Origin of the sequence: Herbidospora sp. NBRC 101105, assembly GCF_030269205.1 — a bacterium.
In the GTDB taxonomy this organism is placed as follows: Bacteria; Actinomycetota; Actinomycetes; order Streptosporangiales; family Streptosporangiaceae; genus Herbidospora; species Herbidospora solisilvae.
Map to the genome: position 1 here is coordinate 1,725,214 of NZ_BSSX01000001.1, position 23,164 is coordinate 1,748,377.

A 23,164-nucleotide genomic window follows, 5' to 3' on the forward strand; every position below is an offset into this window, starting at 1 on the left:
CATCAGACGAACAAGTCCACTCCGAACAGGGAGAACATGGCGGAGATCCTCACCCTGCGGGACGCGGTGGCCGGGCTGGTGCACTCCGGCGACACCGTGGCGATGGAGGGGTTCACCCACCTCATCCCGTTCGCCGCCGCGCACGAGATGATCCGGCAGCGGGTGAGCGATCTCACCCTCGTCCGGATGACCCCCGACGTCATCTACGACCAGCTCATCGGCATGGGCGCGGCCCGCAAACTGGTCTTCTCGTGGGGCGGCAACCCCGGCGTGGGCTCGCTGCACCGCTTCCGCGACGCGGTCGAGAACGGCTGGCCGCGCCCGCTCGAACTCGACGAGCACAGCCACGCCGGCATGGCCAACCGCTACGTCGCCGGGGCGTCCCGGCTGCCGTTCGCCGTGCTGCGCGGCTACCGGGGCAGCGACCTGCCGTCGCGGTCGGCGACGATCTCCACCGTGGTGTGCCCGTTCACCGGCGAGGAACTGGCGGCGGTCGCCGCGATCAACCCCGACGTGACCGTGATCCACGCCCAGCGTGCCGACCGCGACGGGAACGTGCAGCTCTGGGGCCTGGTCGGAGTGCAGAAGGAGGCCGCGCTGGCCGCCGCGCGGGTGCTCGTGACGGTCGAGGAGATCGTGGACGACCTGGCGCCCGCCCCCGGCGCGGTGGTGCTGCCGTCCTGGACGGTCGACGCGGTGGCCGTGGTCCCGAACGGCGCCCACCCCTCCTACGCGGCCGGTTACACCGTCCGCGACAACGGCTTCTACCAGGCGTGGGACGCCGTCTCCCGCGACCGCGACGCCTTCCTGCGCTGGATGGACGAGAACGTCCTGGAGGCCGCCCGATGAGCTGGACCTCCGACGAGCTGATGACCGTCAACGCCGCCCGCGCCCTGGCCGGGGCCCGGACCTGCTTCGTCGGCATCGGCCTGCCGAGCGCCGCCGCCAACCTGGCCCGGCGCACCACCGAACCGGGGCTGGTGCTCATCTACGAGTCGGGCACCCTCGGCTCCAAGCCGTCGCGGCTGCCCCTGTCGATCGGCGACGGCGAGCTGGCCGACACGGCCGACGCGGTGGTGTCGGTGCCGGAGATCTTCAACTACTGGCTGCAGGCCGGGCGGATCGACGTCGGCTTCCTCGGCGCCGCCCAGGTCGACCGGTTCGCCAACGTCAACACGACCGTCGTCGACCGGGGGCCGGGCAAGCCGGAGGGCCGGCTGCCGGGCGCGGGCGGCGCCCCGGAGATCGCCGCGAGCTGCGGGAAGGTGCTGCTCGTGCTGCGCCACTCCACCCGGAACCTCGTCGAGCGGCTCGACTTCGTCACCACCGTCGGCCACGGCGACGGGCCCGGGTCGCGCGCCCGGCTCGGCCTGCCCGGGGCGGGTCCGGTCGCCGTGATCACCGACCTGGGCGTCATGCGGCCCGACCCGGAGACCGCCGAGCTGACCCTCACCGAGGTGCACCCCGGCACGACCCCGGAACAGGCCGTCGCCGCCACCGGCTGGCCCCTCGCCGTCGCCCCCGGCCTGCGCGTCACCGAACCGCCCACGGAGGCCGAGCTGACCGCCCTGCGCCGCCTCGCCCAAGGAGCACCCGATGCCTGAACCGCTGTCCCAGGAGACGATCTCCCGGGAGATCGCCGACCTCGCCGCCAGGTCCGACGGCGGCGACCACCCCTCGCGCGACTACCCGCCCTACCGCTCCAGCGGCCTGCGGCACCCGCACCGCCCGCTCGTCGCCCCGCCCGAGGCCTACGCCGAGCTGCGCGGCCCGGTCTTCGGGGCGAGCGACGTCACGCCCCTGGACGCCGACCTCACCCGCCAGCACCCCGGGGAGCCCCTCGGGGAGCGCATCACCGTGACCGGCCGGGTGGTCGACCGCGACGGCCGCCCGGTGCGCGGGCAGCTGGTGGAGGTCTGGCAGGCCAACGCCTCCGGCCGCTACCCGCACCAGCGCGACCAGCACCCCGCGCCGCTCGACCCCAACTTCACCGGCACCGGCCGCTGCCTGACCGACGACGAGGGCCGCTACGCCTTCACCACGATCAAGCCCGGCGCCTACCCGTGGAAGAACCACGTCAACGCCTGGCGGCCGGCCCACATCCACTTCTCGGTTTTCGGCACGGCCTTCGCCCAGCGCCTGGTCACCCAGATGTACTTCCCGGGCGACCCGCTGTTCCCGTACGACCCGATCCTGCAGTCGGTGACCGACGACAAGGCCCGCGAGCGCCTCGTCGCCGCCTACGACCACGAGCTCTCCCGGCCGGAGTGGAGCCTGGGGTACAGATGGGACATCGTCCTCGACGGACCGTCGGCGACCTGGATGGAGGAAGGCCGATGAGACCCACCCCTTCGCAGACCGTGGGCCCCTTCTACGGCTACGCCCTGCCCTTCCGCGGCGGCGGCGACCTGGTCCCGCCGGGCCACCCGGGCGCGGTCTCCGTCCACGGGTACGTCTACGACGGCGCGGGCGAGCCCGTCCCCGACGCGCTGCTGGAGTTCTGGCAGGCCGACGAGGGCGGGAACCTCGACGGCAGGCCCGGCTCGATGCGCCGCGACGACGTCGACGGCTCGGTCGCCGGCCGCGACGGGGTCACGTTCACCGGGTTCGCCCGCGTGGCGACCGACCTCGGCGGGCACTGGACGCTCCGCACGGTCCGCCCCGGCGGGCCGCCCTACCTCGCGGTGTGCGTGTTCGCCCGGGGGCTGCTGCACCACCTGTACACCCGCGTCTACCTGGAGGACGCCGGCGACGCCCTGCTGACGTCGCTGCCCGCCGACCGGCGCGCGACCCTGGTCGCCGCTCCGGAGCGCGACGGGGTGTACCGGTTCGACGTCCGCCTCCAGGGCGAGGGCGAGACGGTCTTCCTCGACCTGGGCTGAACCGGGAGGCTCTCGTGATCACGGGTGACGGGCTGCTGGGCCCGGCCTGGTCGGGCGCCCCGGTCGACGGGGCGACCGCCGACCCGGCGGTCCTGCGCGCCCTGCTCGACGCGGAGGCGGCGCTGGCCCGCGCCCAGAACCGCCCCGACCTGGCCGATGCCATCACCGCGGCGGAGCCCGGGGACCTCGGGCACAGCGGCGGGAATCCGGTGATTCCGCTGGTCAAGGCGTTGCCCGAAGGTGCGCATGACGGGGCGACGAGCCAGGACGTCATGGACACCGCGCTCATGCTGGTCGCCGCGCGGGCCCGGCGGCTGATCCTGCCCGACCTCGCCTCGGCCGCCGGGGCGCTGGAGGCGCTGGCCCGCGAGCACCGCGACACCCCCATGCCGGGCCGCACCCTCACCCAGCACGCCGTGCCGACGACGTTCGGCCTGAAGGCGGCGGGGTGGCGGTCGCTGGTGCTCGACGCCTACGAGCGGCTCGGCGCGGTGACCCTGCCCGCCCAGCTCGGCGGGGCGGGGGGCACCCTGGCGACGCTCTCGGTTCCGCTCATGGAGCGGTTCGCGTGCGAGCTCGGGCTGGCGGTCCCGGTGCTGCCCTGGCACGTGCTGCGCACCCCGGTCGCCGACCTCGCCGGGGCGCTGGCGTTCTGCTGCGGGGCGCTCGGCAAGATCGCGGCCGACGTCCTGGTGCTGTCGCGTACGGAGATCGGCGAGGTCGCCGAGGGATCGGGCGGCGGCTCGTCGGCGATGCCGCACAAGAGCAACCCCGTCCACGCCACCCTGGTCGCCGCCTGCGCCCGGCAGGCCCCGGCACTGGCCGCGATCCTCTACGGCGCGATGGCCGCCGAGGACGAACGCCCCGCCGGGGCGTGGCACGCCGAGTGGGAGCCGCTCCGCACCCTGCTGCGCCTGGCCGGGGGAGCGGCCTTCCACACGGCCGCGCTGACCGGCGGCCTCCGGGTCCACCCGGCCCGGATGCGGGAGAACCTGTCGCTCACGGGCGGCCTGATCGTGGCCGAGCGCGTCATGGGCGAGCTGTCCCGGCAGATCGGGAAGAAGGCGGCGCGAGAGCTGCTCGAAACCGCCTCCCGCGACGCGGCCCGCCTCCGCATGCCCCTCCGCCAGGCATTGGAGCTCGCCTGCGCGCATGCCGGAGTCTCCGTCGAGATCACCGGGTCGGCCGTGCGCCGGCCCGGTCCCACGACCGATCAAGAAGGCGGGCGGCCCCGTCCGGTGACTCCCGATCACCAAGGCGGACCGGCAGGGGCGATCCGTCCAGATTCCGCGGCAGAAGGCCCGGGTGGACGGCCCGGCGTGATTCGCATCGATCCCGCGCTTTTCGACCCGACCGGCTATTCCGGTGCGGCGGGGGAACTCGTCGATCGAGCCCTCGACCGTCGTCTCAAGGAGATCGCCGATGTTGAACTTCCGCGTTGACGGGCCCGCGCACGCGCCCGCGCTGATCCTGGGCCCGTCGCTGGGCACCTCGCTCCGCGTCTGGGACGCCCCCGCCGCCGCCCTGTCGCGGCACTTCAGGGTCGTGCGGTACGACCTCCCGGGCCACGGCGACTCCCCGGTCGTGCCGGGAGCGACCTCGATGGAGGCGCTGGCCGCGCTCGTGGTCAAGGTCGCCGACGCGGCCGGGGCGGACTCCTTCCACTACGGCGGGATCTCCCTGGGCGGCGCGATCGGCGCGTGGCTGGCGCTGCGGCACCCCGACCGGGTGCTCTCCCTGACGATGGTCTGCTCGGCCGCCAAGTTCGGCACCGAGGAGAGCTGGCACGAGCGTTCGGCGCTGGTCCGGGGCGAGGGCACCCGCGCCCTGGCCGACCTGGCGTGGGGCCGGTGGTTCACCGGGAACGCCGACAAGGCCGCCGGCCAGGTCATGATCGACGACCTGCTGGCCGCCGACGACGAGGGCTACGCCGCATGTTGCGAGGCGCTGGCGGGGTACGACGTCCGCGCCGAACTCCCGGCCATCACCGCCCCGACCCTGGTGGTCGCGGGCCGCGACGACCCCGCCGTCCCGCCGGCCGTGGCGCGCGAACTGGCCGACGGCATCCCGGGCGCGGCCCTCCATGAGCTCCCCGGAGCCGCCCACCTGGCCCCGGTCGAGCGGCCCGAGGCCGTCGTGGCGGCGATGCGCGCCCACCTGCCCCCGGTCGACGGGATGACGGTGCGCCGGGCCGTGCTGGGCGACGAGCACGTCGACCGGGCCGTCGCGAACACCACCGGCTTCACCGCCGACTTCCAGGACCTGATCACCCGCTACGCCTGGGGGGAGATCTGGACCCGCCCGGGTCTCGACCGGAAGACCCGCAGCTGCGTCACCCTCACCGCACTGGTCGCGGGCGGCCACCTCGACGAGCTGGCCATGCACGTCAGAGCCGCGATCCGCAACGGTCTCACGCCGGATGAGATCAAGGAAGTCCTCCTCCAGACCGCGATCTACTGCGGCGTCCCGGCCGCCAACGCCGCCTTCGCCGTCGCCCAACGCACGCTAGGGAGCCTGGAATGACCCACACCACGGTCGCCGTCATCGGCGGCGGCCCGGCGGGCCTGCTGCTGGCCCGGATGCTGCACAACGCCGGGATCGACTCCGTCGTGCTGGAGAGCCGCGACCGCGCCTACGTCGAGCAGCGCCAGCGCGCCGGCATGCTCGAACAGGGCACGGTCGACGCGCTGCGCGAGTGCGGCGCGGGCGCGCGCATGGACCGCGAGGGGCTCCCGCACAACGGGATCGAGCTGCGGTTCGACCGCCGGGCCCACCGCCTCGACTTCCCGGCGCTGACCGGCGGCAGCTCCGTCATGATCTACGCCCAGACCGAGATCGTGAAGGACCTGGTCGCCCTCCAGCTCGACGAGGGCGGCCCGCTGCTGTTCGAGGCCCAGGCGACCGCCATCGGCGACGGCTACGTCACCTACCGCCACGAGGGCCAGGAGAAGACCCTGACCTGCGACTTCATCGTGGGGGCCGACGGCTTCCACGGCATCTCGCGGGCCGTCGTGCCCTCGGGCCGGGTCTACGAGGCCGACTACCCCTACTCGTGGCTCGGCGTGCTGGCCGACGTCGCCCCCTCGACCGACGAGCTCATCTACGCCCACTCGCCGCGCGGCTTCGCGCTGCACAGCATGCGCTCCCCGACGGTCAGCCGCCTCTACCTCCAGGTGCCCAACGACACCGACCCCGCCGCCTGGGACGACGAGCAGATCTGGGACGAGCTCGACCTGCGGTTCGCGATCGACGGCGACTGGAAGCTGGCCCGGGGGCCGATCACCGCGAAGGCCGTCACCCCGATGCGCAGCTTCGTCACCGAGCCGATGCGGCACGGCCGCCTGTTCCTGGCCGGCGACGCCGCCCACATCGTGCCGCCGACCGGGGCCAAGGGCCTCAACCTGGCCGTCGCCGACGTGGTGGTGCTGGCGCGGGCGCTGGAGCACTGGCGGCGTACCGGCAAGGACGACCTGCTCGACGACTACGGCGACATCTGCCTGCGGCGGGTCTGGCGGGCCGAGCACTTCTCCTGGTTCATGACCACGATGCTGCACCTGGCCCCCGGCCAGTCCGACTACGAGACCCGGCTCCAGCTCGCCCAGCTCCACCGCATCGCGACCTCCGAGGCCGCGGCGGCGGAGCTGGCGCTCAACTACACCGGGACGGTCTGAGAAATACGCCCGCTATACGGGCCGATGTCTACGGAAGGAACGCGCAGAGCAGCCGGTCGTCGCCCTCCTGCCACAACGTGCCGATCTCGGCGAAGCCCGCCTTGGTCAGCGCGGTCACGTGGGTCTCCAGGTGGAGCGACTCCGAGCCGTGGTGCGCGGCCATCTCGCGGCGCTTCTCGCGGCCGGCGTGGAGGGCGGTGAGCACGGGGTCCCGCTCCACCGCCGCCCACCAGTCGGCCCAGTTCTCCGGGCGTTCCCCGGGAAACCGCCGGTCGGTGGCACGGCCGGCCAGGGCGCGCTCGAGCGCGGCCAGGCGGGTGCCGTCAGGGGAGGCCATCTGGTCGCCGTTGAGGAACACCCCGCCTGGCCGCAGCACCGTGGCCAGCTCCCGGTAGAGGTCGGTCAGGGGCCCTTCCGGGAGCCAGTGGAGCGCGGTCGTGCTGACCGCGGCGTCAGCGAGGCGGGGCAGGCCCGCGGCCGCGCTCCACCCCGGGACGCGCAGGTCGGCGTCCACGAACCGGAGCCCGTCGTAGGCGGCCTGCCCGAGCGCGGTGAGCAGCGGGTCGGTGTCGAAGCCGACCACGGTCGCCTCCGGCAGCCGCTCCTTGAGCCGGGCGCCGAGCGACCCGGGCCCGCAGCCGAGGTCCAGGACGAGCGGATCGGGCCGCCCGGCCGTCTCGACGACCGCGTCGACGAGAACCGCGAAGCGCTCCTCGCGGGCGGGGTGGTAGCCCTCCTGCTGGACGTCCCAGCGGTCGAGCCACTGCCGGGCGTGGTCACGGGTGAGTGTCACGGCCATCTCCCTTGTAACTGTCGTCTAGGCTTATGTCAGTTACCGTAATCACGAAGGATGTAACTGGTCAAGTGAACTTCAACAGTCACACCGATGCCGTTGTGGCCATGTTCGTGACCCTGGTGAACGTGCTGACCCCGGGGGAGCGGCGCGGGCGCCCCTATGTCGTGCCGACGGGGCCCGAGCTGGCCGCCGAGGTGGCCGCGGCGCTGCGCGAGCGCGGCGAGATCGCCGGGTCCGACGTCGCCGAGCTGGCCGGCTACGCCGCCGACCTGCGCGCGGCCTTCTCCGGCGACCTCGACCACGCCTGCACCGTGATCAACCGGGTGCTCGACGCCACCGACGCCCGCCCCCACCTGAGCGGCCACGACGGCGAGCCCTGGCATCTCCACTTCCACGGCACGACCGGCACGTGGGCGGCCAACTGGGCCGCGTCCGGGGCCACGGCGCTCGCGATCGTGCTGGGCGGGGAGTTCCGCGACCGTCTGGGGGTCTGCACGGCCGACCGCTGCGACCGGGTCTTCGTGGACGTCTCCCGCAACGGCACCCGGCGCTTCTGCTCCACGGCGTGTCAGAATCGTACGAAAACCGCTGCTTTTCGGGCCAGAGTGTGACTTTTCGTCATTCCGACGGGGTAACGGCGACAGGAACGTTCCGCAAAGGGCGATACCGTCATGGGCATGCGACTAGGTGTCCTCGACGTGGGTTCCAACACGGTGCATCTCCTCGTGATGGACGCGCACCGTGGGGCCCGCCCCCAGCCGGCGTTCTCCCACAAGGTCGACATGAGACTCGCCGAGCACATCGACGACCACCACCTCTCCGAGCAGGGAGCCGGCAAGCTCCGCGACTTCGTCGAGGAGGCGCTGCGCTTCGCCGAGGACAAGGGCTGTGAGGAACTGGTGGCGTTCGCCACCTCCGCCGTCCGCGAGGCCCGCAACGGCGAGGAGGTGCTCGCCGAGATCAAGGGCCAGACCCAGGTCGACATCCAGGTCCTGTCGGGCGCGGAGGAGGCCCGGCTGACCTTCCTGGCGGTCCGGCGCTGGTACGGCTGGTCGTCCGGCCGCCTGCTCGTCCTCGACATCGGCGGCGGCTCCCTGGAGATCGCCTCCGGCATCGACGAGGCCCCCGACGCGGCCGTCTCGCTGCCCCTGGGGGCCGGGCGGCTGACCCGCGACTGGTTCACCGAGGACCCGCCCAGCCCCGAGGAGATCCGCGCCCTGCGCCGCCACATCCGGACCGAGATCGGCCGCCGGGTGGGCGAGGTCACCCGCTACGGTCCCCCCGACCACGCCGTGGCCACCTCGAAGACCTTCAAGCAGCTGGCCAGGATGGCCGGGGCCGCCCCGTCGAGCGAGGGCCTCTACGTCCGCCGCAACCTCAGCCACGAGGCGGTCTCGACGTGGGCGGCGCGGATGGGCGAGATGACGGCCGACCGCCGGGCCGCCCTGCCGGGGGTGTCGGCGGGCCGCGCCGGTCAGCTGCTGGCGGGCGCACTCGTGGCGGATGCGACGATGGACCTGTTCCAGGTGCCGGCCCTGGAGATCTGCCCCTGGGCGCTGCGCGAGGGAGTGATCTTCCGGCGGCTGGACGTCCTGGGGGGTTCTGACCTCGCCCCTGAGTAAGGAATGAGAATGGTCATACCGGGCAAAACGGCCGCATGATCGAGCTACTGGGTGTCGCCGCCATGCTCGCATCGATTCTGGCGATGGCGATCGCGGCACTTCTCATCATCTCCGTGCTGATGCTGGCAGGGCTCGCCCTGATGGCGCTGAGCACGAAGGTCCCCGTCCGCCGCGGTCATCGGGAAATATCCGGACACCAGTTGAAACCGCCGGAAAACAGTAGGTTCTTGGGGAGCCGACCTGACAGGAGCACCGGTGAACGACCCCAAGATCGACACGACCGTCCCCCATTCGGCCCGGATGTGGAACTACTGGCTGGGCGGCAAAGACCACTACGAGGTTGACCGGGTGGCGGGCGACCAGTTCGCCGCCGCCTTCCCCGACATCGTGGCCATCGCCCGGCTGTCGCGTTACCTGCTGGCCCGCATCGTCCGCCACGTCAGCGTGGAGGCGGGGGTGACCCAGTTCCTCGACATCGGCACCGGCCTGCCGACGGTCGACAACACCCACGACCTGGCCCAGCGGATCAACCCCGAGGCCCGGGTCGTGTACGTCGACAACGACCCCCTGGTGCTCTCCCACGCCCGCGCCCTCCTGGTGGGCACCCGCGAGGGCGTGACCGACTACATGGACGCCGACCTGCGCGACCCGGCCCGCATCCTGGCCGGCGCGGCCAAGTCGCTCGACTTCGACCGCCCGGTGGCGCTGATGCTGATGGGCATCCTCGGCTACGTCGGCGACCACGAGGAGGCCTACACGATCGTCCGGACTCTGATGGAGCCGCTGCCCTCCGGCAGCTACCTGGCCGTCTGGGACGGCTCCAACGTGGTCACGGGCGAGGCCCTCGACAAGGCCCAGGACGACCTCAACGAGGGCCCGGGGGCGCCGTACACGCTGCGGAACCACGAGGAGATCAGCCGCTTCTTCGACGGCCTGGAACTGGTCGAGCCGGGCGTCGTGCCGATCACCCAGTGGCGGCCCGACCCCGACCCCTTCGGCCCGCCCTCGCCGGTCGACGCGCTGGTGGGCGTGGCCCGCAAGCCCTAGAGATCATCGATGCAGCGCCGCAGGATCTCGCTCGTCGCGGTGGCCGGCTCCGCCTCGGTGCCGGCCTCGTTCAGCAGGTGCAGGTAGGGCTGCACCTCGTGGTCCTTGGTCAGGTACTGCGCGTCGCCGAGCCGTTCCAGGTAGATCACGTCGGGCAGGGCGCCCTGGGCCAGGCGCAGCAGGGTGACCGGCCCGATCCCGCGCGAGACGTAGCCGGATTCGAGCGGGACCACCTGGAGGGTCACGTTCGGCAGCCGGTTCATCTCGTCGAGGTGGCGCAGCTGCTCGCGCATCACGGCCGGGCCGCCGATGGTGCGCCGCAGGGCCGCCTCGTCGACGACCGCCCACAACTTCACCGGCGCGGCCCCGACCAGGATGCGCTGCCGCCGCATCCGCAGCTCGACCCGCTTGGCGACCTGGTCCTCGTCGTAGACGCGGTGGGCGTGGGAGACGACCGCGCGGGCGTAGGCGGGCGTCTGGAGGAGGCCGGGGACGAACTGGATCTCGTACGTGCGGATCAGCGCCGCGTCCTGCTCCAGGCCGAGGCAGGCCTCGAACCAGTGGGGCACGACCTCGCGCAGCGGATGCCACCAGCTGGGCTCGTTCGCTCTTCCGGCCAGAATCATGATCGCCGACCGTTCCCTGTCGTCGGTGACGCCGTAGAGGGTGAGCAGGTCGGCCACGTCGCGCGGCTTGAAGGTGGCCTGGCCCGTCTCCATGCGGCTGATCTTCGAGGCGGAGGCGCGGATGGCGAAGCCGGCGTCCTCACGGCTGATCCCCTGCGCCTCGCGCAGGTCGCGCAACTGCGCGCCGACGAGCATGCGCAACGCGGTCGGGCCGGCGTGGCCGAGATCCTCGCCGGCTCCCTGAACAGGCGGCATCGCTCGTGTTCCCCCAGATGCTGACCGGCTTGAACGGACCCGCAGATAGTGCCACGCCAACCCTAACCGAGTACGCCATTTTCCGGCATTTTCCGAGCTTGTCGGCAATTCGGTCACGAGATATCGGATGAATGCCCCGCAATAAAAGAGGAAATGTGCGGTTTCGGCAGGTCGGATCCGATCAACCATCGGTTGTATGGGCCGGCTCGGGGACGGAGTCTGCTGGGCAACGCGGACCAGAAGCAGGCCGGGCAGGAGTCACGGGACGCGGCCCGGGGAATCAGGCAGGCCGCCGTGGAGGCCGAGTTCCCGCGCCTGCTCCGGACGGCTGATCACGGCTTCGCTAGTCGCGCTCCTCGGTCAGGACCTCCAGCATCTCGGTCAGATGGGCGACCTGAGTCTCCAGCCCCCTCACGCGGGCTTCGAGCTCGGCGAGCGTCACCTGCTGGTACCCGTTGGCGATCTGCCTGCTCATGGTGCCTCCGGCGGGCGGAATATCGACTCGCACGCCGGGCGGCGCGCACATTCATCACGCTCTTCCCTGTATACCCCGCTTCGCACCTAGGGCAGGTAAAGTCTGCCGTCGCAGTAACCTGCGGTGATGAACGTGTGGCAGGTCCCCGCCAAAGTCGTGGCCGTGAAGGCCGCCGGGACCCTGATCTGCTTGCTCCTGGTCCTCTACGGCCTGCTCGCCGGCGACCTCCGCGCCCTGATCCTCGCGGGCGTCGCCACGGTCGTGCTGGCCGCCGTCACGGCCCGCGACGTCGTCGCCCGCGTCCGCCTGAGCGCCGACCAGGGCGGCATCACGGTGGTCGAGGGGTTCGCCGGCCGCCGCCGCATCGCCTGGGGCGAGATCGAGCGCATCAAGGTCGACGAACGCGCCCGCTACGGCCTGCGGACCACCATCCTGGAGATCGACACCGGCGACGACGTCCACCTGTTCAGCCAGTACGACCTGGGCGAACCCGTCGTGCCGGTGGCCGAGACGCTGATGCGCATGCGCCCCTGAGCGACCCGTGACCGGATCCTCCCCTTGTGTGATCATTGGCGCATGCGGATCGCCGAGATCGCCGGGACGGAACTGTTCGCCGAGGGACCGCGCCAGATCGTGCGGGTGACCCTCGAAGAGGGAGCCCCCGCCGAGGTGGTGATCACCGGCGACGCGACCGGGTCCGCGACGGGGACGGGCGTGGTCGAGGTGCCCGTCGAGACCGAAAGGGCGCCGGGCGAGACCGCCGCCGTCACCGTGACGGCCGGCGGCGAGGAGAAGACCGCGGAGTTCGTCGTGGCCGAGCCCGGCTGGACGGTCTGGATGGTCTCCCACTTCCACTACGACCCGGTCTGGTGGAACACCCAGGCCGCCTACACCACGACGTGGGACACCGCCGGAGAGGCCGCCCAGGTCAGCCGGTCGGCCTTCCAGCACGCCGGCTTCGAGCTCGTCGAGCTCCACCTGGAGACCGCGCGCAGGGAGCCCGGCTACACGTTCGTGCTGGCCGAGGTCGACTACCTCAAGCCCTTCTGGGACGCCCGCCCGGAGCACCGCGCCTACCTGCGCAGGCTCATCCGGGAAGGCCGCGTCGAGATCATGGGCGGCACCTACAACGAGCCCAACACCAACCTCACGAGCGCCGAGTCGACGATCCGCAACCTCGTCCACGGCACCGGGTTCCAGCGGGACGTTCTGGGCGGCGACCCGCACACCGCCTGGCAGCTCGACGCGTTCGGGCACGATCCGCAGTTCCCGGGCCTGGCCGCGGCGGCGGGGCTGACGTCGAGCTCCTGGGCCCGGGGGCCGTTCCACCAGTGGGGGCCGATGCTGGGCGGCGGCGACCCGCGCCGGATGCAGTTCCCGGCCGAGTTCGACTGGGTCGCCCCGTCGGGCGACGGGGTGCTGACCCATTACATGCCCGGCCACTACAGCGCCGGGTGGTGGATGGACTCCTCGACGACCGTCGACGAGGCGGCGGCCCAGGTCTACACGTGGTTCCTGGCGCTGAAGCAGGTCGCGGCGACGCGTAACGTGCTGCTGCCGGTCGGCACCGACTACACGCCGCCGAACAAGTGGATCATGGACATCCAGCGGGAGTGGAACGCCCGCTACGTCTGGCCCCGGTTCGTCTGCGGGCTGCCGAAGCAGTTCTTCGCCGCCGTCCGGGCCGAGCGGGCCGACTTCCTGCCGCAGACCCGTGACATGAACCCCGTCTACACCGGCAAGGACGTCTCGTTCGTCGACACCAAGCAGGTGCAGCGCCGGGCCGAGGTCGTGGTCGCCGACGCGGAGAAGTTCGCCACCCTCGCCGCCGTCCGCGACCGGGCCGGCTACCCGTTCGCGCTGATGGACAAGGCCTGGCGGCAGCTCGTCTACGGGGCCCACCACGACGCGATCACCGGGTCGGAGTCCGACCAGGTCTACCTCGACCTGCTGACGGGGTGGCGGGAGGCGTACACGATCGGTTCGCAGGTGCTCGACGGCGCGTTGCGGGTGCTCGGCGCGGAGCTGAGCGGGGTGGTGGTCTGGAACCCGTCGTCGTGGCCGCGCACCGACGTCGTGCGGGTGCGGCTGACGCTCCCGCCCGGGTGGCGGGGCATCGCCGAGCCCGTGGTGGTCGAGAACGCGGTCGTCGACGCCGACGGGTTCGTCACCGAGGCCGACGTCGTGTTCCTGGCCGAGGACGTGCCGCCGCTCGGCTACCGCACCTTCTCCTTCACCCCCGGCGTCAACGCCGGATGGTTGCCCGCCGGGGGCACCTCGATCGCCAGCGAGACCCACGCCGTCACCGCCGACCCGGCACGGGGCGGCGGCGTGTCGAGCTGGGTCACCGGCGGCCGTGAGCTGCTCCAGCCGGGCCAGGTGGGCAACGAGCTGGTCGTCCACGACGAATATCCGGCCCATCCGAAGTTCCACGAGGGCCCCTGGCACCTGGTGCCCAAGGGGACCCGGACGAGGTCGTCGGAGAGCGCCGCCGAGGTCGTGGCCGAGCGGTCGGCGGCCGGGGAGCGGCTGGTCGTGCGCGGGGCGTTCGGGCCGGTCCGGTACGTGCAGGAGATCACCCTCTGGCACGGCCTGCGCCGCGTCGACCTGGCCACCCGCCTCGACTTCGACGGCGCCGACCAGCTGGTCCGGCTCCGCTGGCCGGTCGCGATCGACCACGCGCTGCCGGTCAGCGAGGTCGGCAACGCCGTGGTCGGACGGGGGTTCGCGCTCATCGACGCGGACACCGCCGAGCACCCGTGGACCCTCGACAACCCGGCCCACAACTGGTTCGCCCTCTCCGCCACCTGCCGGATCGGCGGACGGCCCATCGGCGTGGCCGAGATCGTCGCCGGGCCCGACGTGCCCGTGCCGGCCCTGCGCGCGCTCGCGGTCGCCCTCGTCAAGCAGGGCGTCACGGCCACGGTCTCGCGCGCCGACGGCCCCCGCTACGGCGACCTCGCGGTCGACTCCAACCTGCCCGACGTCCGGATCGCCGTCGGCGAGACGGCCTGGCCGAAAGGCTGGCATCCGGCAGCCAGGCCGCTCACCGAGGTCTGGGTGCCGAGCGCCGACCTGAAGGCACACGACGCGCTCCCGGTGTTGTCGATCGGCGCCGGCGACGTCGACGCGCTGATCGACGACCTGGCCGACGCGGTCGTCGAGGTCGAGGGGGAGAGCTACCAGCCCTACACGGTCGGGCTGATCAACCGGGGCGTGCCCGGCTTCGCGGTCGAGCCCAACGGGGCGCTCAACCTGTCGCTGCTCCGGTCGTGCACGGGCTGGCCGTCCGGGATCTGGATCGACCCGCCCCGCCGGACCGTCCCCGACGGCAGCAACTTCCAGCTCCAGCACTGGACCCACCGCTTCGAGTACGGCCTGGTGGCCGGCCCCGGCGACTGGCGCGAGACCGGGCTGGTCCACGAGGGCCACGACGTCAACCACCCGCTGATCGCGCGCGACCAGGGCGTGCGGGGCGAACCCGCCGCCGGGTCGCTGCTGGAGGTGCCCGGCGGCCTGGTGCTGACCGCGCTGAAGCCCGCGGGCAACCCGATCGCGACGGGCCGCCTGCCGGGCCCGGTCACCGGCATGACGATGCGGCTGTACGAGCCGCATGGGCGTACCGGACCTCTCGACCTGCCCGGATGGCGGCGGACCGACCTCCTGGAGACCCGCGAGCTGCCCGGCGGGCCGGTGACCGGCATGGACGTGGTGACGTTGACCCGCGACGCCGAGGGCGGCGGCGCGGCCCCCGGCGCCGAGCCGTTCCAGCCGGTCTTCACCCGCTACTGGCTGCACAACACCGGCCCCGCCCCGGTCGGCAACCTGCCGGTCGCCGTCCACCTCACCGAGGAGACGGTCACCGTGGCGTCGTCCCTGGTGGAAGGGGTGGTCGAGGGGGTGGTCACGCTCGACGGCGCCGAGACCCGCGCCTTCACCCTGGAGCCGGGCGCGTTCCTGGCCTGGCCCAACGAGGGCTGGACGACGGCCACGCTGGAGTTCGACGGCCAGACCTTCGAAGACCGCCTCGGCCCGGCGGCCCTCGAAGCGGCGACCGTCACGCCACACGTCGCCGTGCGCGCGGGCGAGCGGGCGGAGATCGTGATCCGGCTGACCTGCGACGCGCCGGTCCAGGCCCAGCTCGTCAGCCCGTGGCACACCTACGACGTGCTCCCCGTCTGGAACACCGGCGTGGGCCCGGGAAGCCGGGAACTGCGGTTCCCGGTCGTCGGCGGCCACCTGCCCGGAACGTGGTGGGCCCTGGTCAAGCTCGCCTCCGCCGGACGGGTCCACTACACCGAGCCGGTGACGATCGAGGTGCTCCCGTGATCGCCGCCACCGTGGGCGGCGAGGTCGTCTCGGTCGCCGAGGTCGACGCGCGCCTGGCCGCCCTGTACGACGGCCCGCTCGCCGCCCGTCTGCCCCATCCCGCCTCGCCCGAGGGCCGCAACCTGCGCCGCTGGCTGGTGCAGCTCATGACCATGGAACGGGTGGTGGCCCAGGAGTGCGACGCCGACGGGGAGGCCGTGCCGGTGGAGCTGCCGGTCGCGCTGCGGACCGGGGGCGTCGTCGCCGCCGTCCTGGCCACCCCGGCGGGCCGGGCGCTGTTCGACCGCGTGGCCGCCGACGTGCCGCCGGAGGAGGTGCGCGGCTACTACGACCGCAACCGCGACCGTCACCCCGGCCGGTTCGAGGACGAGTCGTCCCGGATCGAGGCGCGTCTCGTCCACACCAGGCGAGAGATCCTCTTCGCCCGGTGGCTGGAGGCGCGGCATCGCGAGAAGGTCACGCTGATGCCCGGGTTCGAGCATCCCGGCGACCCGCGTCAGCCGGATGCGACACACCGTCACTGAGTCGTGCATTTCATGACTCGCCGGGCCGCCGGATGGGCAATGATCCCAGCATGGGACGGCAACTCAGCGCGCTCGACGCACAGTTCTTGAACTTCGAAACGGCCACGAACGTGGCGCACATCGCCAGCCTGGCGGTTTTGGAGGACGCGTCGGTGACCCGCGCCGGGATCATCGGCCTGCTCCGCTCCCGGCTCCACCTGGCGCCCCCGCTCAAGCGCCGGCTGGTCCGCGTCCCCTTCGGCCTCGACCACCCCTATTGGGATGAGTCGAAGGACGTCGACTTCGACTATCACGTGCGCGAACTGGCCCTCCCGGCCCCCGGCGACGACCACCAACTCGCCGAGCAGGTGGCCCGGCTGCACGCCCGCCGGCTCGACCGCAGCCGGCCGCTGTGGGAGATGTACCTGATCCACGGCCTGGAGGGCGGCCGCTCGGCCGTCTACACCAAGGTCCACCACGCCGCCATCGACGGCATCGCCGGCGCCGAGGTGCTGGCCACCCTCATGGACATCACCCCCGAACCCCGGGAGGTGCCGCCGTCGGAGGAGCTCCCGGTCAAGGCGCCCGACCCGGCGATCATGCTGAGCAAGGGCGTCGAACGGTTCCTCGACAGCCCGCAGGCGCTGCTCCGGTTCGTGGCCGGCGCGATCCCGAGGCTCGACGAGATCCCGGTGGTGTCGCAGATCCCCGGCACCGGCATGTTGTCACGCTTCATCCGGGGCGCGGGCTGGCCGGGCGATACCGGTTCCGTGCTGCCCGACCTGCCGAGGGTGACCGTGCCCGCGACCCCGTTCTCCGGCCCGATCTCGCCCCACCGCCGGTTCGCCTTCGGCCGGCTGCCCCTCGACGAGGTCAAGAAGGTGAAGAACGAGTACGGCGTCACCGTCAACGACGTCGTCATGGCGGTGGCCGCCACGGCGCTGCGCCGCTGGCTCTCCCAGCGTGACGAACTGCCGGTCGAGCCGCTGGTCGTGGGCATCCCGTTCTCCTCGAACGTGCGGCCGGAGCTGGGCAACCAGGTGCTGCTGGCCACCACGACGCTGCCGACCAACGTCTCCGACCCCGAGACCCGGCTGCGGATGATCAGCGCGAACATGGCCACCGTCAAGGAGCGCTTCTCGGTCGCCCCCGCCCGCTGGCTGCTCGACTTCAGCCAGGCGATGCCCGCGGCGCTGAGCGGCTTGGCCGACCGGGCGGCGTTCCGGCTGGCCTCGGGGACGGTCTCGGCGATGAACCTGATGGTGTCGAACGTGCCGGGACCCCAATTGCCGCTCTACATCCTCGGGTCGAGGATCGTCGCCCATTATCCGCTGTCGGTGATCACCGACGTGAGCGGCGGCATGAACATCACGGTGTTCTCCTACGACGGGTTCCTCGACGTGGGGATCGTCGTCGACCGCGAGATGGTCCCGGACGTCTGGGACTTCATCGACTACCTGAAAGACGCCCTGGCCGAGCTCTAGCTACGCGCGGACCCGCTTCACGACGAGGATGTTTCCTTCGAGGAGAGCGGCGGTGTGCCTTTCCGCGTCCTTTCGCCGGAGCGCGACCACGAGTGAGGCCTGTCTGCCCGCGCCGCCGGAGGCGACCGACAAGACGAAGGCGTCGACCTCGGCACGCACGCCGGTCGCGCCGGACAGCAGCAACCGGACCTGGTCGCCGGACTGGAGCGCGCCGTTGAGACCACCGGGATGCGGAACCGAGACGCCGACGACAACGGGGGCAGTCCCCAGGACCTTGGTCACGTCCGGTGAGAGATCGGCCTTGGTGAGGGGCTGGTCCTTCTTGACGGCTCTGAGGGTGAGCCGCCCCGTTACTGGCAGGGAGACGTAGCCGTCCTTTCCCGCGGACGTCGCAGTCGAAAGGGTCACGTCGTCTTCGGTGAGCATGCGGTGGGCGGGAAGGTCCTCCTTGAGCACCAGCACCGGCATCTGGCCGGCATCGGCGTCTTGCCAAAGGAACATCATCACCATGCCGGTGGCAAGCGCGACCAGGACGTAGCCGGAGATGGTGCCCGCTCTGCTGCCGAACGCCCGAGGGCGGGCCGGGCGGTCTTCACGCGCGGCTTCTGGGGCGAGTCTCGCGAATGCGCCGGGGGCCACCCGGTGGCCGATGGCGCCCTCCGGGATCGGTTCGCTCTCGCCGATCGGCTGGTCAAAGTGGTTGCCGGTCATCGAAGGCGACGGCGTCGTTGGAGATGTAGCGCCAGTTCGGCTCTGCGCCACTCACAATGAAACTCATGAGGTGACGCCACTGGGCCCTCTCCTCCTGCAGATTGTTCGGGAACGGCAGCCGGTAACGGGCGAGCAGGTCGAACCGGTGGAGCTCGAAGGCGCTTCTGAGATGCTCACCGTATTCGGTGGCCGCCGAGATGGCCGAAAGATATAGCAGATAGGCGAGCGGTATCCCGCCGAAGAAGCAGAGAAAACCAACGGACATCGACGACCCGGTGGTGTACGCGACCAGTGGGCCACCGAACCCGAATGCGGCGAACCACAGCGACAGGACGAGCGAGAACTCCAGCGTGGCACGGGCGTCCTCCACATCATCGATCATGTCTCGGGGGAGAACGTAATAGAGGCGCGACCACACGATGATCAGGTCGGCTCCGTATCGCCGCATCGGGTAGAGCTCCGCGGCGCGCAGGACGTTGCCCAGGCGTGTGGGCAGCACATGATGCTCGTCGGGCTAGACGCGATAAACGGCGAGGTCTGCGTTGACGCTGGAATCGATGATTCGGCGGCGCGCGGCGCGATGACGTTCCTCCGCCTGCCGGGCGAAGAAGAACGTGGGCAGGCGCGTCAGCGGATAGCCCTCGTAGAGCCGGATGATGTTGCGCCATTGGCTGGAAACGATCGCCGCGCCGAACCAGGAGATGGTGAAATACCCCGCCAGCGCGATGAACTGCACGGTGAGAGATTGGGCGTTCCACCAGGAAACCAAAGCTGAAAGCCTGTCTCCCTGCATCAAGATGGGCGCCGCCACGGCAGGACCGAGCAGAAGGACGGGGAGGAAGGCATTCTTGAGAAATCGCCGCTCGAAGATTGAAGCCGCCCTGTCGAAGAGCCCTTCAATCATAGGGGAAGTATTCCACAACCGTCAGCGGGTGGTCATAATCCGAGACGGCTTTCGGGCACCGGGGAAGTTTCTGGAAGAGGCGTTCGAAGGTGCGATCGCACACATCGCATCTGAGGAGGACCCGCACTTGTCGCGCGCGGTGTCTGGAGTTCCAGGGGCACGTATCGAGGTCGCGGTCCTTTTCGGAGCCCAAAGCGCACGTATCGCACCACACATAGAAGACGGGGCCGCGGGCACGGTGCGGATCGCCCGGTGGAATGAGACTGCCTGGGCTCATGGGTCCGCCCCCAGCCCGGGTGTTCGCCAAGCCCTTGGTGTCACGGTGGATCCTGGGGAGGACGACGTCAATACGGCTAGGGGGCGCCAGCAGTGCCTGGTGATCCAGGATCGCCGCTATCAGCACGGCGACGGTCTCGTGTCAGCACGGCCCGCGAACGTAGGACCATGAAAGGTCGTGCTCGACGGCAAGACCATCACGGTCAACGTCCTGACCACGCTGCTGCTCCCCGGCTCCGGCACCGTACTCGTCGCCGGGCATGACATGACCACCCAGACCCGGGGCGGTCCGCGCCGCGATCGGCGTCACCAGACAGTTCCTCGGTCGACGACCTCCTCGTCGGCGGTGCGCGATGAGGCACTCGTGCGGAACCCAGTGGCGGTCATCAACGCCCTGCTCCTGCCGGTCTTCCCGATCTTCCTGATGGTGCCTCGCCATCGCGGTGGTCGGCTATGTGTGGGCGCGGGCCGCGTTCACGAAGCGAGGGTGACCTCCGCCAGTTCCCGCCAGTCGCGCCGTCCTCCCTCGTCCACCGCCTCGGTGAACTTCTCGTCGCCGAGGTGGTCGCGTGTCGCGGCGGCGATCCTGGCGACGTCCGGCAGCGAGTGGTCGGCGGCGCCGCGCACGGCCTCGGCCGCGCCGAGCAGCCGGGCGGCCTGCGCGTGCTCGCCCTGGCGGTGCGCCAGGTCGGCGATCCCAATCAGCACGGTGGCGATCAGCGGCGGGTATCCGCTGGTCGCGGCCACGCGGAAGGCCTCCGCCCGGTACCGGCGGGACTCGGCGAGGTCGTCGGCGAGGCCGCCGTGCGCGTCCATGGCCAGCGCGCGGACCCAGCCGGTCGGGTCGTCGTCGCCCAGCAGCGCCCCGGCCGAGGCGAGCTGCCGCAGCGCCTCCTCCGAATCGCCGCGCCACCGGGCCAGCTGGCCCTTGGCGACGGCGAGCTCGGCCAGCACGGTGGGCCAGGCGATGCCGCCCGCGCACCGCTGGGCCTCGGCCATCGCGGCGGCGCTGCGCGCCTCGTCGCCGAGCAGCCAGTAGAGCTGGGCCTGCCGGGCCCGCAGGCCCACGACGTCCTCGATCGCGCCGACCTCGGTCAGCGCGGTCACCGCCTCCTCGTAGTGGGCGCACGCCCGCTCGAACGCGCCCCGCATGGCGAGCCGGTCGGCCACGAACGCCAGCGCCGACGAGACGCCCCACCGGTCGCCGACCTCGCGGAACCCGGCCAGGGCGAGCTCGCCGTCGGTGTCGACGCCGGTCTCGTCGCCGCCGACCGTCAGCCGCAGCCGGGCCCGGCTGAGCCGCGCCTGCGCGCGCACCCACGGGTCGTCGTCGAGGATCAGCGGGTCGAACGCGGACAGGAAGCCCGACGGCTCCCGCAGCATGCGCTCCAGCGGCTCGATGAACCCGAGCATGGGGTGGCGGTAGCCGCCGCGCCGGGCCAGCCGGTGGGCCTCCAGGATCCACTTCTCCGCCTGGAAGTGGTCGCCGCCGAGCCCCGAGGTGACGAACACCGTGACGATCGTGTACGCCAGCGCCCGCACCTCGTCGGACACCTCGCCCGGCAGGGACGCCGCCGCGAGGCTCAGCTCGGTGCCCTCGGCCCGGTGCCCGCTGAGGTACCAGTACCAGCCCGCCGCCGCGGCCAGCCGCATCGCCTCCTCGGGCCGCCCGTCGGCGATGGCCCCGCGCAGGGCGGCGGAGATGTTGTCGTGCTCGGCCTCCAGCGCGGCCAGCCAGTCGAGCTGTTCGGCCCGCCGCAGGTGGGGGTCGGCCGTCTCGGCCAGCTCGGTGAAGTAGGCGAGGTGCGCCCGGCGGGCCGCCTCGGTCTCCCCGGCCTCGGCGAGCCGGTCGGCGGCGTACTCCGCGATGACGCCGAGCAGGCGGTAGCGGGGCGCGCCCGCGCCGTCGGCGAGCACCAATGACTTCTCCACCAGCGCGGTCAGCAGGTCCTCCGCGCCGCACACTTCCACGGCCGCCTCCAGGCTCGCCCCGCCCGCGAACACCGACAACCGCCGCAGCACGCGGCGCTCGTCGCCGGACAGCAGGTCCCAGCTCCAGTCGACGACCGCGCGCAGTGTCCGGTGGTGGGGCAGCGCGGTCCGGCTGCCGCCCGTCAGCAGCCGGAACCGGTCGTCGAGGCGGCGGGCGAGCTGGTCGACCGACATGGTGCGCAGCCGGGCCGCGGCCAGCTCGATCGCCAGCGGCATGCCGTCGACCGCCCGGCAGATCCGCGCCATGGCGGCCAGGGTGGGCTCGTCGGCGCCGACGTCCTGGCGCACCAGCGCGGCGCGGTCGCGCAGCAGCCGCAGCGCCGGTTCGGGCGCGAGCGGCTCGACCTGCCACACCACCTCGCCGGTGATGCCGAGCGGCTCGCGGCTGGTGGCCAGGATCCGCAACCGCCGGCACTCGCCCAGCAGCCGGTCGGCGAACGCGGCGGCGGCCTCGACGACGTGCTCGCAGTTGTCCAGCACCAGCAGGATCTCGCGGTCCCGCAGCGCGGTGACGAGCCGGTCGGCGGGCTCCCCGGCGCGCACGCCGCCGAGCAGGGCCTGGTCGCGCAGGCCGATCGCGGTGAGCGCGGCCTGGGCCAGGTCGCCGCCCGGCCGGAGCGGGGCCAGCTCGACCAGCCACACCCCGTCGGGCAGGCCGGGCAGCAGGCGCCGCGCGGTCTCGGTGGCGAGCCGGGTCTTGCCGGCGCCGCCCATGCCGGTCAGGGTGACCAGCCGGTGGCCGGCGGCCAGGGCGGCGACCGCGGCGATCTCGTCGTCCTTGCCGACGAAGGTCGTCAGCTCGGCGCGCAGGTTGGTCGTGCGCCGCTCGCCGCCCGCCTCGCCCCGCAGGACGGCGGTGTGCAGGGCGGTCAGCTCGGCCGACGGGTCGACGCCCAGTTCGTCGGCGAGCCGCTCGCGGGTGCGCTGGTAGAGGGTGAGCGCCTCGGCGCCGCGTCCCGCCTCGGCGAGCGCCCGCATCAGCGCCCCGACGAACCCCTCGCGCAGCGGATGGGCGGCGACCAGGCCGGTCAGCTCGGTGACCAGCTCCGATCCGCGGCCGAGGCGCAGATCGGCGTCGATCCGGTCGCCGAGCGCCGCGAGGTGGAGCTCGTCGAGCCGGGCGGCGGCGGCGTCGAGCGTCGCGCTGCCGTCCGGCGCGACGTCGGCCAGGGCGGGGCCGCGCCAGAGCGCCAGGGACGACCGCAGCAGCTCGGCCCGCGCCGACGGTTCGGCGGTCCGGGCCTGGACGACCAGGCGCTCGAACCGGGCCACGTCGACCGCGTCGGGGGCCACGGCCAGCCGGTAGCCCCCGGAGTCGGCCTCGATCACCCCGTCGGGCAGCACCCGGCGCAGCCGGGAGACCAGCGCCTGCACGGCGTTCACCTCGTCGGCCGGCGGCCGCTCGCCCCAGATCCAGTCGACCAGCCGCGAACGGGTCACGATCCGGCCGGGCTCCAGGGCGAGCGCGGCCAGCAGGGCCCGCAGCCGGGCCCCGGGCACCTCCACCGGGGAACCGGCCTCGTTCCGGACCTCGAACGGCCCGAGCAAGTCAACGCGCACAGGGCAGTATCGCCCAATCCCGTGACCAAGC

Annotated in this window: 21 protein-coding genes; 14 read left to right on the top strand and 7 right to left on the bottom strand. The window is 72.3% G+C overall.

The genetic code is table 11. The features are described 5' to 3' along the window. Positions 1–36 precede the first annotated feature (36 nt). Genes QSK34_RS07525 through QSK34_RS07555 form a run of 7 tightly spaced genes read left to right on the top strand, consistent with a single transcriptional unit; the run spans position 37 to position 6,553 of the window. The gene (locus QSK34_RS07525; RefSeq protein ID WP_285581386.1) at positions 37–849 is read left to right on the top strand and encodes a CoA transferase subunit A; all 813 of its coding nucleotides are present in this window, start codon (positions 37–39) and stop codon (positions 847–849) included. Continuing rightward, entirely contained in the window at positions 846–1,604 is a 759-nt protein-coding gene (locus QSK34_RS07530) for a CoA-transferase subunit beta (protein ID WP_285581390.1), read from the top strand. Before QSK34_RS07525 ends, QSK34_RS07530 begins: the two co-directional genes overlap by 4 nt. Then, complete coding sequence (gene pcaH / locus QSK34_RS07535) at positions 1,597–2,340, top strand: protocatechuate 3,4-dioxygenase subunit beta (protein ID WP_285581394.1); 744 nt, start codon at positions 1,597–1,599, stop codon at positions 2,338–2,340. Before QSK34_RS07530 ends, pcaH begins: the two co-directional genes overlap by 8 nt. Continuing rightward, positions 2,337–2,882 (top strand): protocatechuate 3,4-dioxygenase subunit alpha, encoded by a 546-nt coding sequence (gene pcaG, locus QSK34_RS07540; protein ID WP_285581396.1) that lies wholly within the window; start codon positions 2,337–2,339, stop codon positions 2,880–2,882. The genes pcaH and pcaG overlap by 4 nt, the downstream gene beginning before the upstream one ends. A 14-nt stretch (positions 2,883–2,896) precedes the next feature. After that, on the top strand, positions 2,897–4,324 hold the full coding sequence (locus QSK34_RS07545) for a lyase family protein (protein ID WP_285581398.1): 1,428 nt from the start codon (positions 2,897–2,899) through the stop codon (positions 4,322–4,324). Then, positions 4,305–5,405 carry a bifunctional 3-oxoadipate enol-lactonase/4-carboxymuconolactone decarboxylase PcaDC gene (pcaDC, locus tag QSK34_RS07550; RefSeq protein WP_285581400.1) on the top strand — a complete coding sequence of 367 codons (1,101 nt, stop codon included), beginning with the start codon at positions 4,305–4,307 and terminating at the stop codon, positions 5,403–5,405. Before QSK34_RS07545 ends, pcaDC begins: the two co-directional genes overlap by 20 nt. After that, positions 5,402–6,553, top strand: a complete 1,152-nt coding sequence (locus QSK34_RS07555) for a 4-hydroxybenzoate 3-monooxygenase (RefSeq protein ID WP_161477918.1) — start codon at positions 5,402–5,404, stop codon at positions 6,551–6,553. The genes pcaDC and QSK34_RS07555 overlap by 4 nt, the downstream gene beginning before the upstream one ends. 28 nt (positions 6,554–6,581) lie before the next feature. Here QSK34_RS07555 and QSK34_RS07560 read toward each other — a convergent pair whose 3' ends face one another. Next, complete coding sequence (locus QSK34_RS07560) at positions 6,582–7,346, bottom strand: class I SAM-dependent methyltransferase (protein ID WP_285581404.1); 765 nt, start codon at positions 7,344–7,346, stop codon at positions 6,582–6,584. 107 nt (positions 7,347–7,453) lie between these two features. On the opposite strand from QSK34_RS07560, the gene QSK34_RS07565 reads away from it, so the two are divergent. The 3 genes from QSK34_RS07565 to QSK34_RS07575 all read left to right on the top strand — a co-directional run bounded on the left by QSK34_RS07565 (position 7,454) and on the right by QSK34_RS07575 (position 10,018). Beyond that, on the top strand, positions 7,454–7,960 hold the full coding sequence (locus QSK34_RS07565; RefSeq protein ID WP_285581409.1) for a CGNR zinc finger domain-containing protein: 507 nt from the start codon (positions 7,454–7,456) through the stop codon (positions 7,958–7,960). A 66-nt stretch (positions 7,961–8,026) separates the two neighbouring features. After that, positions 8,027–8,971 carry a Ppx/GppA family phosphatase gene (locus tag QSK34_RS07570; RefSeq protein WP_161477915.1) on the top strand — a complete coding sequence of 315 codons (945 nt, stop codon included), beginning with the start codon at positions 8,027–8,029 and terminating at the stop codon, positions 8,969–8,971. A 255-nt stretch (positions 8,972–9,226) separates the two neighbouring features. After that, a complete protein-coding gene (locus tag QSK34_RS07575) occupies positions 9,227–10,018 on the top strand; it encodes an SAM-dependent methyltransferase (RefSeq protein ID WP_285581415.1) in 792 nt (263 codons plus the stop codon). On the opposite strand, the gene QSK34_RS07580 is transcribed toward QSK34_RS07575, so the two are convergent. Further along, on the bottom strand, positions 10,015–10,899 hold the full coding sequence (locus QSK34_RS07580; protein WP_285581419.1) for a helix-turn-helix domain-containing protein: 885 nt from the start codon (positions 10,897–10,899) through the stop codon (positions 10,015–10,017). The genes QSK34_RS07575 and QSK34_RS07580 overlap by 4 nt on opposite strands. 343 nt (positions 10,900–11,242) lie before the next feature. Next, a complete protein-coding gene (locus tag QSK34_RS07585; protein WP_268903063.1) occupies positions 11,243–11,374 on the bottom strand; it encodes a hypothetical protein in 132 nt (43 codons plus the stop codon). Positions 11,375–11,500: 126 nt separating this feature from the next. On the opposite strand from QSK34_RS07585, the gene QSK34_RS07590 reads away from it, so the two are divergent. From QSK34_RS07590 to QSK34_RS07605, 4 genes are read left to right on the top strand one after another with little or no spacing between them, the layout of a single operon-like run. Then, entirely contained in the window at positions 11,501–11,908 is a 408-nt protein-coding gene (locus QSK34_RS07590) for a PH domain-containing protein (RefSeq protein ID WP_285581425.1), read from the top strand. A 42-nt stretch (positions 11,909–11,950) separates the two neighbouring features. Then, positions 11,951–15,703 carry a glycoside hydrolase family 38 N-terminal domain-containing protein gene (locus tag QSK34_RS07595; protein WP_285581429.1) on the top strand — a complete coding sequence of 1,251 codons (3,753 nt, stop codon included), beginning with the start codon at positions 11,951–11,953 and terminating at the stop codon, positions 15,701–15,703. Beyond that, the gene (locus QSK34_RS07600; RefSeq protein WP_285581432.1) at positions 15,700–16,227 is read left to right on the top strand and encodes a DUF7158 domain-containing protein; all 528 of its coding nucleotides are present in this window, start codon (positions 15,700–15,702) and stop codon (positions 16,225–16,227) included. The genes QSK34_RS07595 and QSK34_RS07600 overlap by 4 nt, the downstream gene beginning before the upstream one ends. Positions 16,228–16,277: 50 nt before the next feature. After that, a complete protein-coding gene (locus tag QSK34_RS07605; RefSeq protein ID WP_285581436.1) occupies positions 16,278–17,690 on the top strand; it encodes a WS/DGAT/MGAT family O-acyltransferase in 1,413 nt (470 codons plus the stop codon). Here QSK34_RS07605 and QSK34_RS07610 read toward each other — a convergent pair whose 3' ends face one another. From QSK34_RS07610 to QSK34_RS07625, 4 genes are all read right to left on the bottom strand, one after another. Further along, positions 17,691–18,401 carry a CpaB family protein gene (locus tag QSK34_RS07610; RefSeq protein WP_285581438.1) on the bottom strand — a complete coding sequence of 237 codons (711 nt, stop codon included), beginning with the start codon at positions 18,399–18,401 and terminating at the stop codon, positions 17,691–17,693. Further along, positions 18,382–18,900, bottom strand: a complete 519-nt coding sequence (locus tag QSK34_RS07615) for a hypothetical protein (protein WP_285581440.1) — start codon at positions 18,898–18,900, stop codon at positions 18,382–18,384. The genes QSK34_RS07610 and QSK34_RS07615 overlap by 20 nt, the downstream gene beginning before the upstream one ends. A gap of 15 nt (positions 18,901–18,915) precedes the next feature. Continuing rightward, on the bottom strand, positions 18,916–19,305 hold the full coding sequence (locus tag QSK34_RS07620; RefSeq protein WP_285581442.1) for a hypothetical protein: 390 nt from the start codon (positions 19,303–19,305) through the stop codon (positions 18,916–18,918). A gap of 750 nt (positions 19,306–20,055) precedes the next feature. Beyond that, positions 20,056–23,133: an AfsR/SARP family transcriptional regulator gene (locus tag QSK34_RS07625; protein ID WP_285581444.1), complete on the bottom strand. Its 3,078-nt coding sequence runs from the start codon at positions 23,131–23,133 to the stop codon at positions 20,056–20,058. Positions 23,134–23,164 lie beyond the last annotated feature (31 nt).

Excerpts from the sequence above, each read along its gene's own strand:
- QSK34_RS07610 (WP_285581438.1), bottom strand. The coding sequence starts at position 18,401 with ATGACCGGCAACCACTTTGACCAGCCGATCGGCGAGAGCGAACCGATC.
- QSK34_RS07590 (WP_285581425.1), top strand. The coding sequence starts at position 11,501 with ATGAACGTGTGGCAGGTCCCCGCCAAAGTCGTGGCCGTGAAGGCCGCC.
- QSK34_RS07580 (WP_285581419.1), bottom strand. The coding sequence starts at position 10,899 with ATGCCGCCTGTTCAGGGAGCCGGCGAGGATCTCGGCCACGCCGGCCCG.
- QSK34_RS07530 (WP_285581390.1), top strand. The coding sequence starts at position 846 with ATGAGCTGGACCTCCGACGAGCTGATGACCGTCAACGCCGCCCGCGCC.
- pcaG (WP_285581396.1), top strand. The coding sequence starts at position 2,337 with ATGAGACCCACCCCTTCGCAGACCGTGGGCCCCTTCTACGGCTACGCC.
- QSK34_RS07570 (WP_161477915.1), top strand. The coding sequence starts at position 8,027 with ATGCGACTAGGTGTCCTCGACGTGGGTTCCAACACGGTGCATCTCCTC.
- QSK34_RS07595 (WP_285581429.1), top strand. The coding sequence starts at position 11,951 with ATGCGGATCGCCGAGATCGCCGGGACGGAACTGTTCGCCGAGGGACCG.
- QSK34_RS07620 (WP_285581442.1), bottom strand. The coding sequence starts at position 19,305 with ATGATTGAAGGGCTCTTCGACAGGGCGGCTTCAATCTTCGAGCGGCGA.
- QSK34_RS07605 (WP_285581436.1), top strand. The coding sequence starts at position 16,278 with ATGGGACGGCAACTCAGCGCGCTCGACGCACAGTTCTTGAACTTCGAA.
- QSK34_RS07585 (WP_268903063.1), bottom strand. The coding sequence starts at position 11,374 with ATGAGCAGGCAGATCGCCAACGGGTACCAGCAGGTGACGCTCGCCGAG.
- pcaDC (WP_285581400.1), top strand. The coding sequence starts at position 4,305 with ATGTTGAACTTCCGCGTTGACGGGCCCGCGCACGCGCCCGCGCTGATC.
- QSK34_RS07555 (WP_161477918.1), top strand. The coding sequence starts at position 5,402 with ATGACCCACACCACGGTCGCCGTCATCGGCGGCGGCCCGGCGGGCCTG.
- pcaH (WP_285581394.1), top strand. The coding sequence starts at position 1,597 with ATGCCTGAACCGCTGTCCCAGGAGACGATCTCCCGGGAGATCGCCGAC.
- QSK34_RS07525 (WP_285581386.1), top strand. The coding sequence starts at position 37 with ATGGCGGAGATCCTCACCCTGCGGGACGCGGTGGCCGGGCTGGTGCAC.
- QSK34_RS07565 (WP_285581409.1), top strand. The coding sequence starts at position 7,454 with ATGTTCGTGACCCTGGTGAACGTGCTGACCCCGGGGGAGCGGCGCGGG.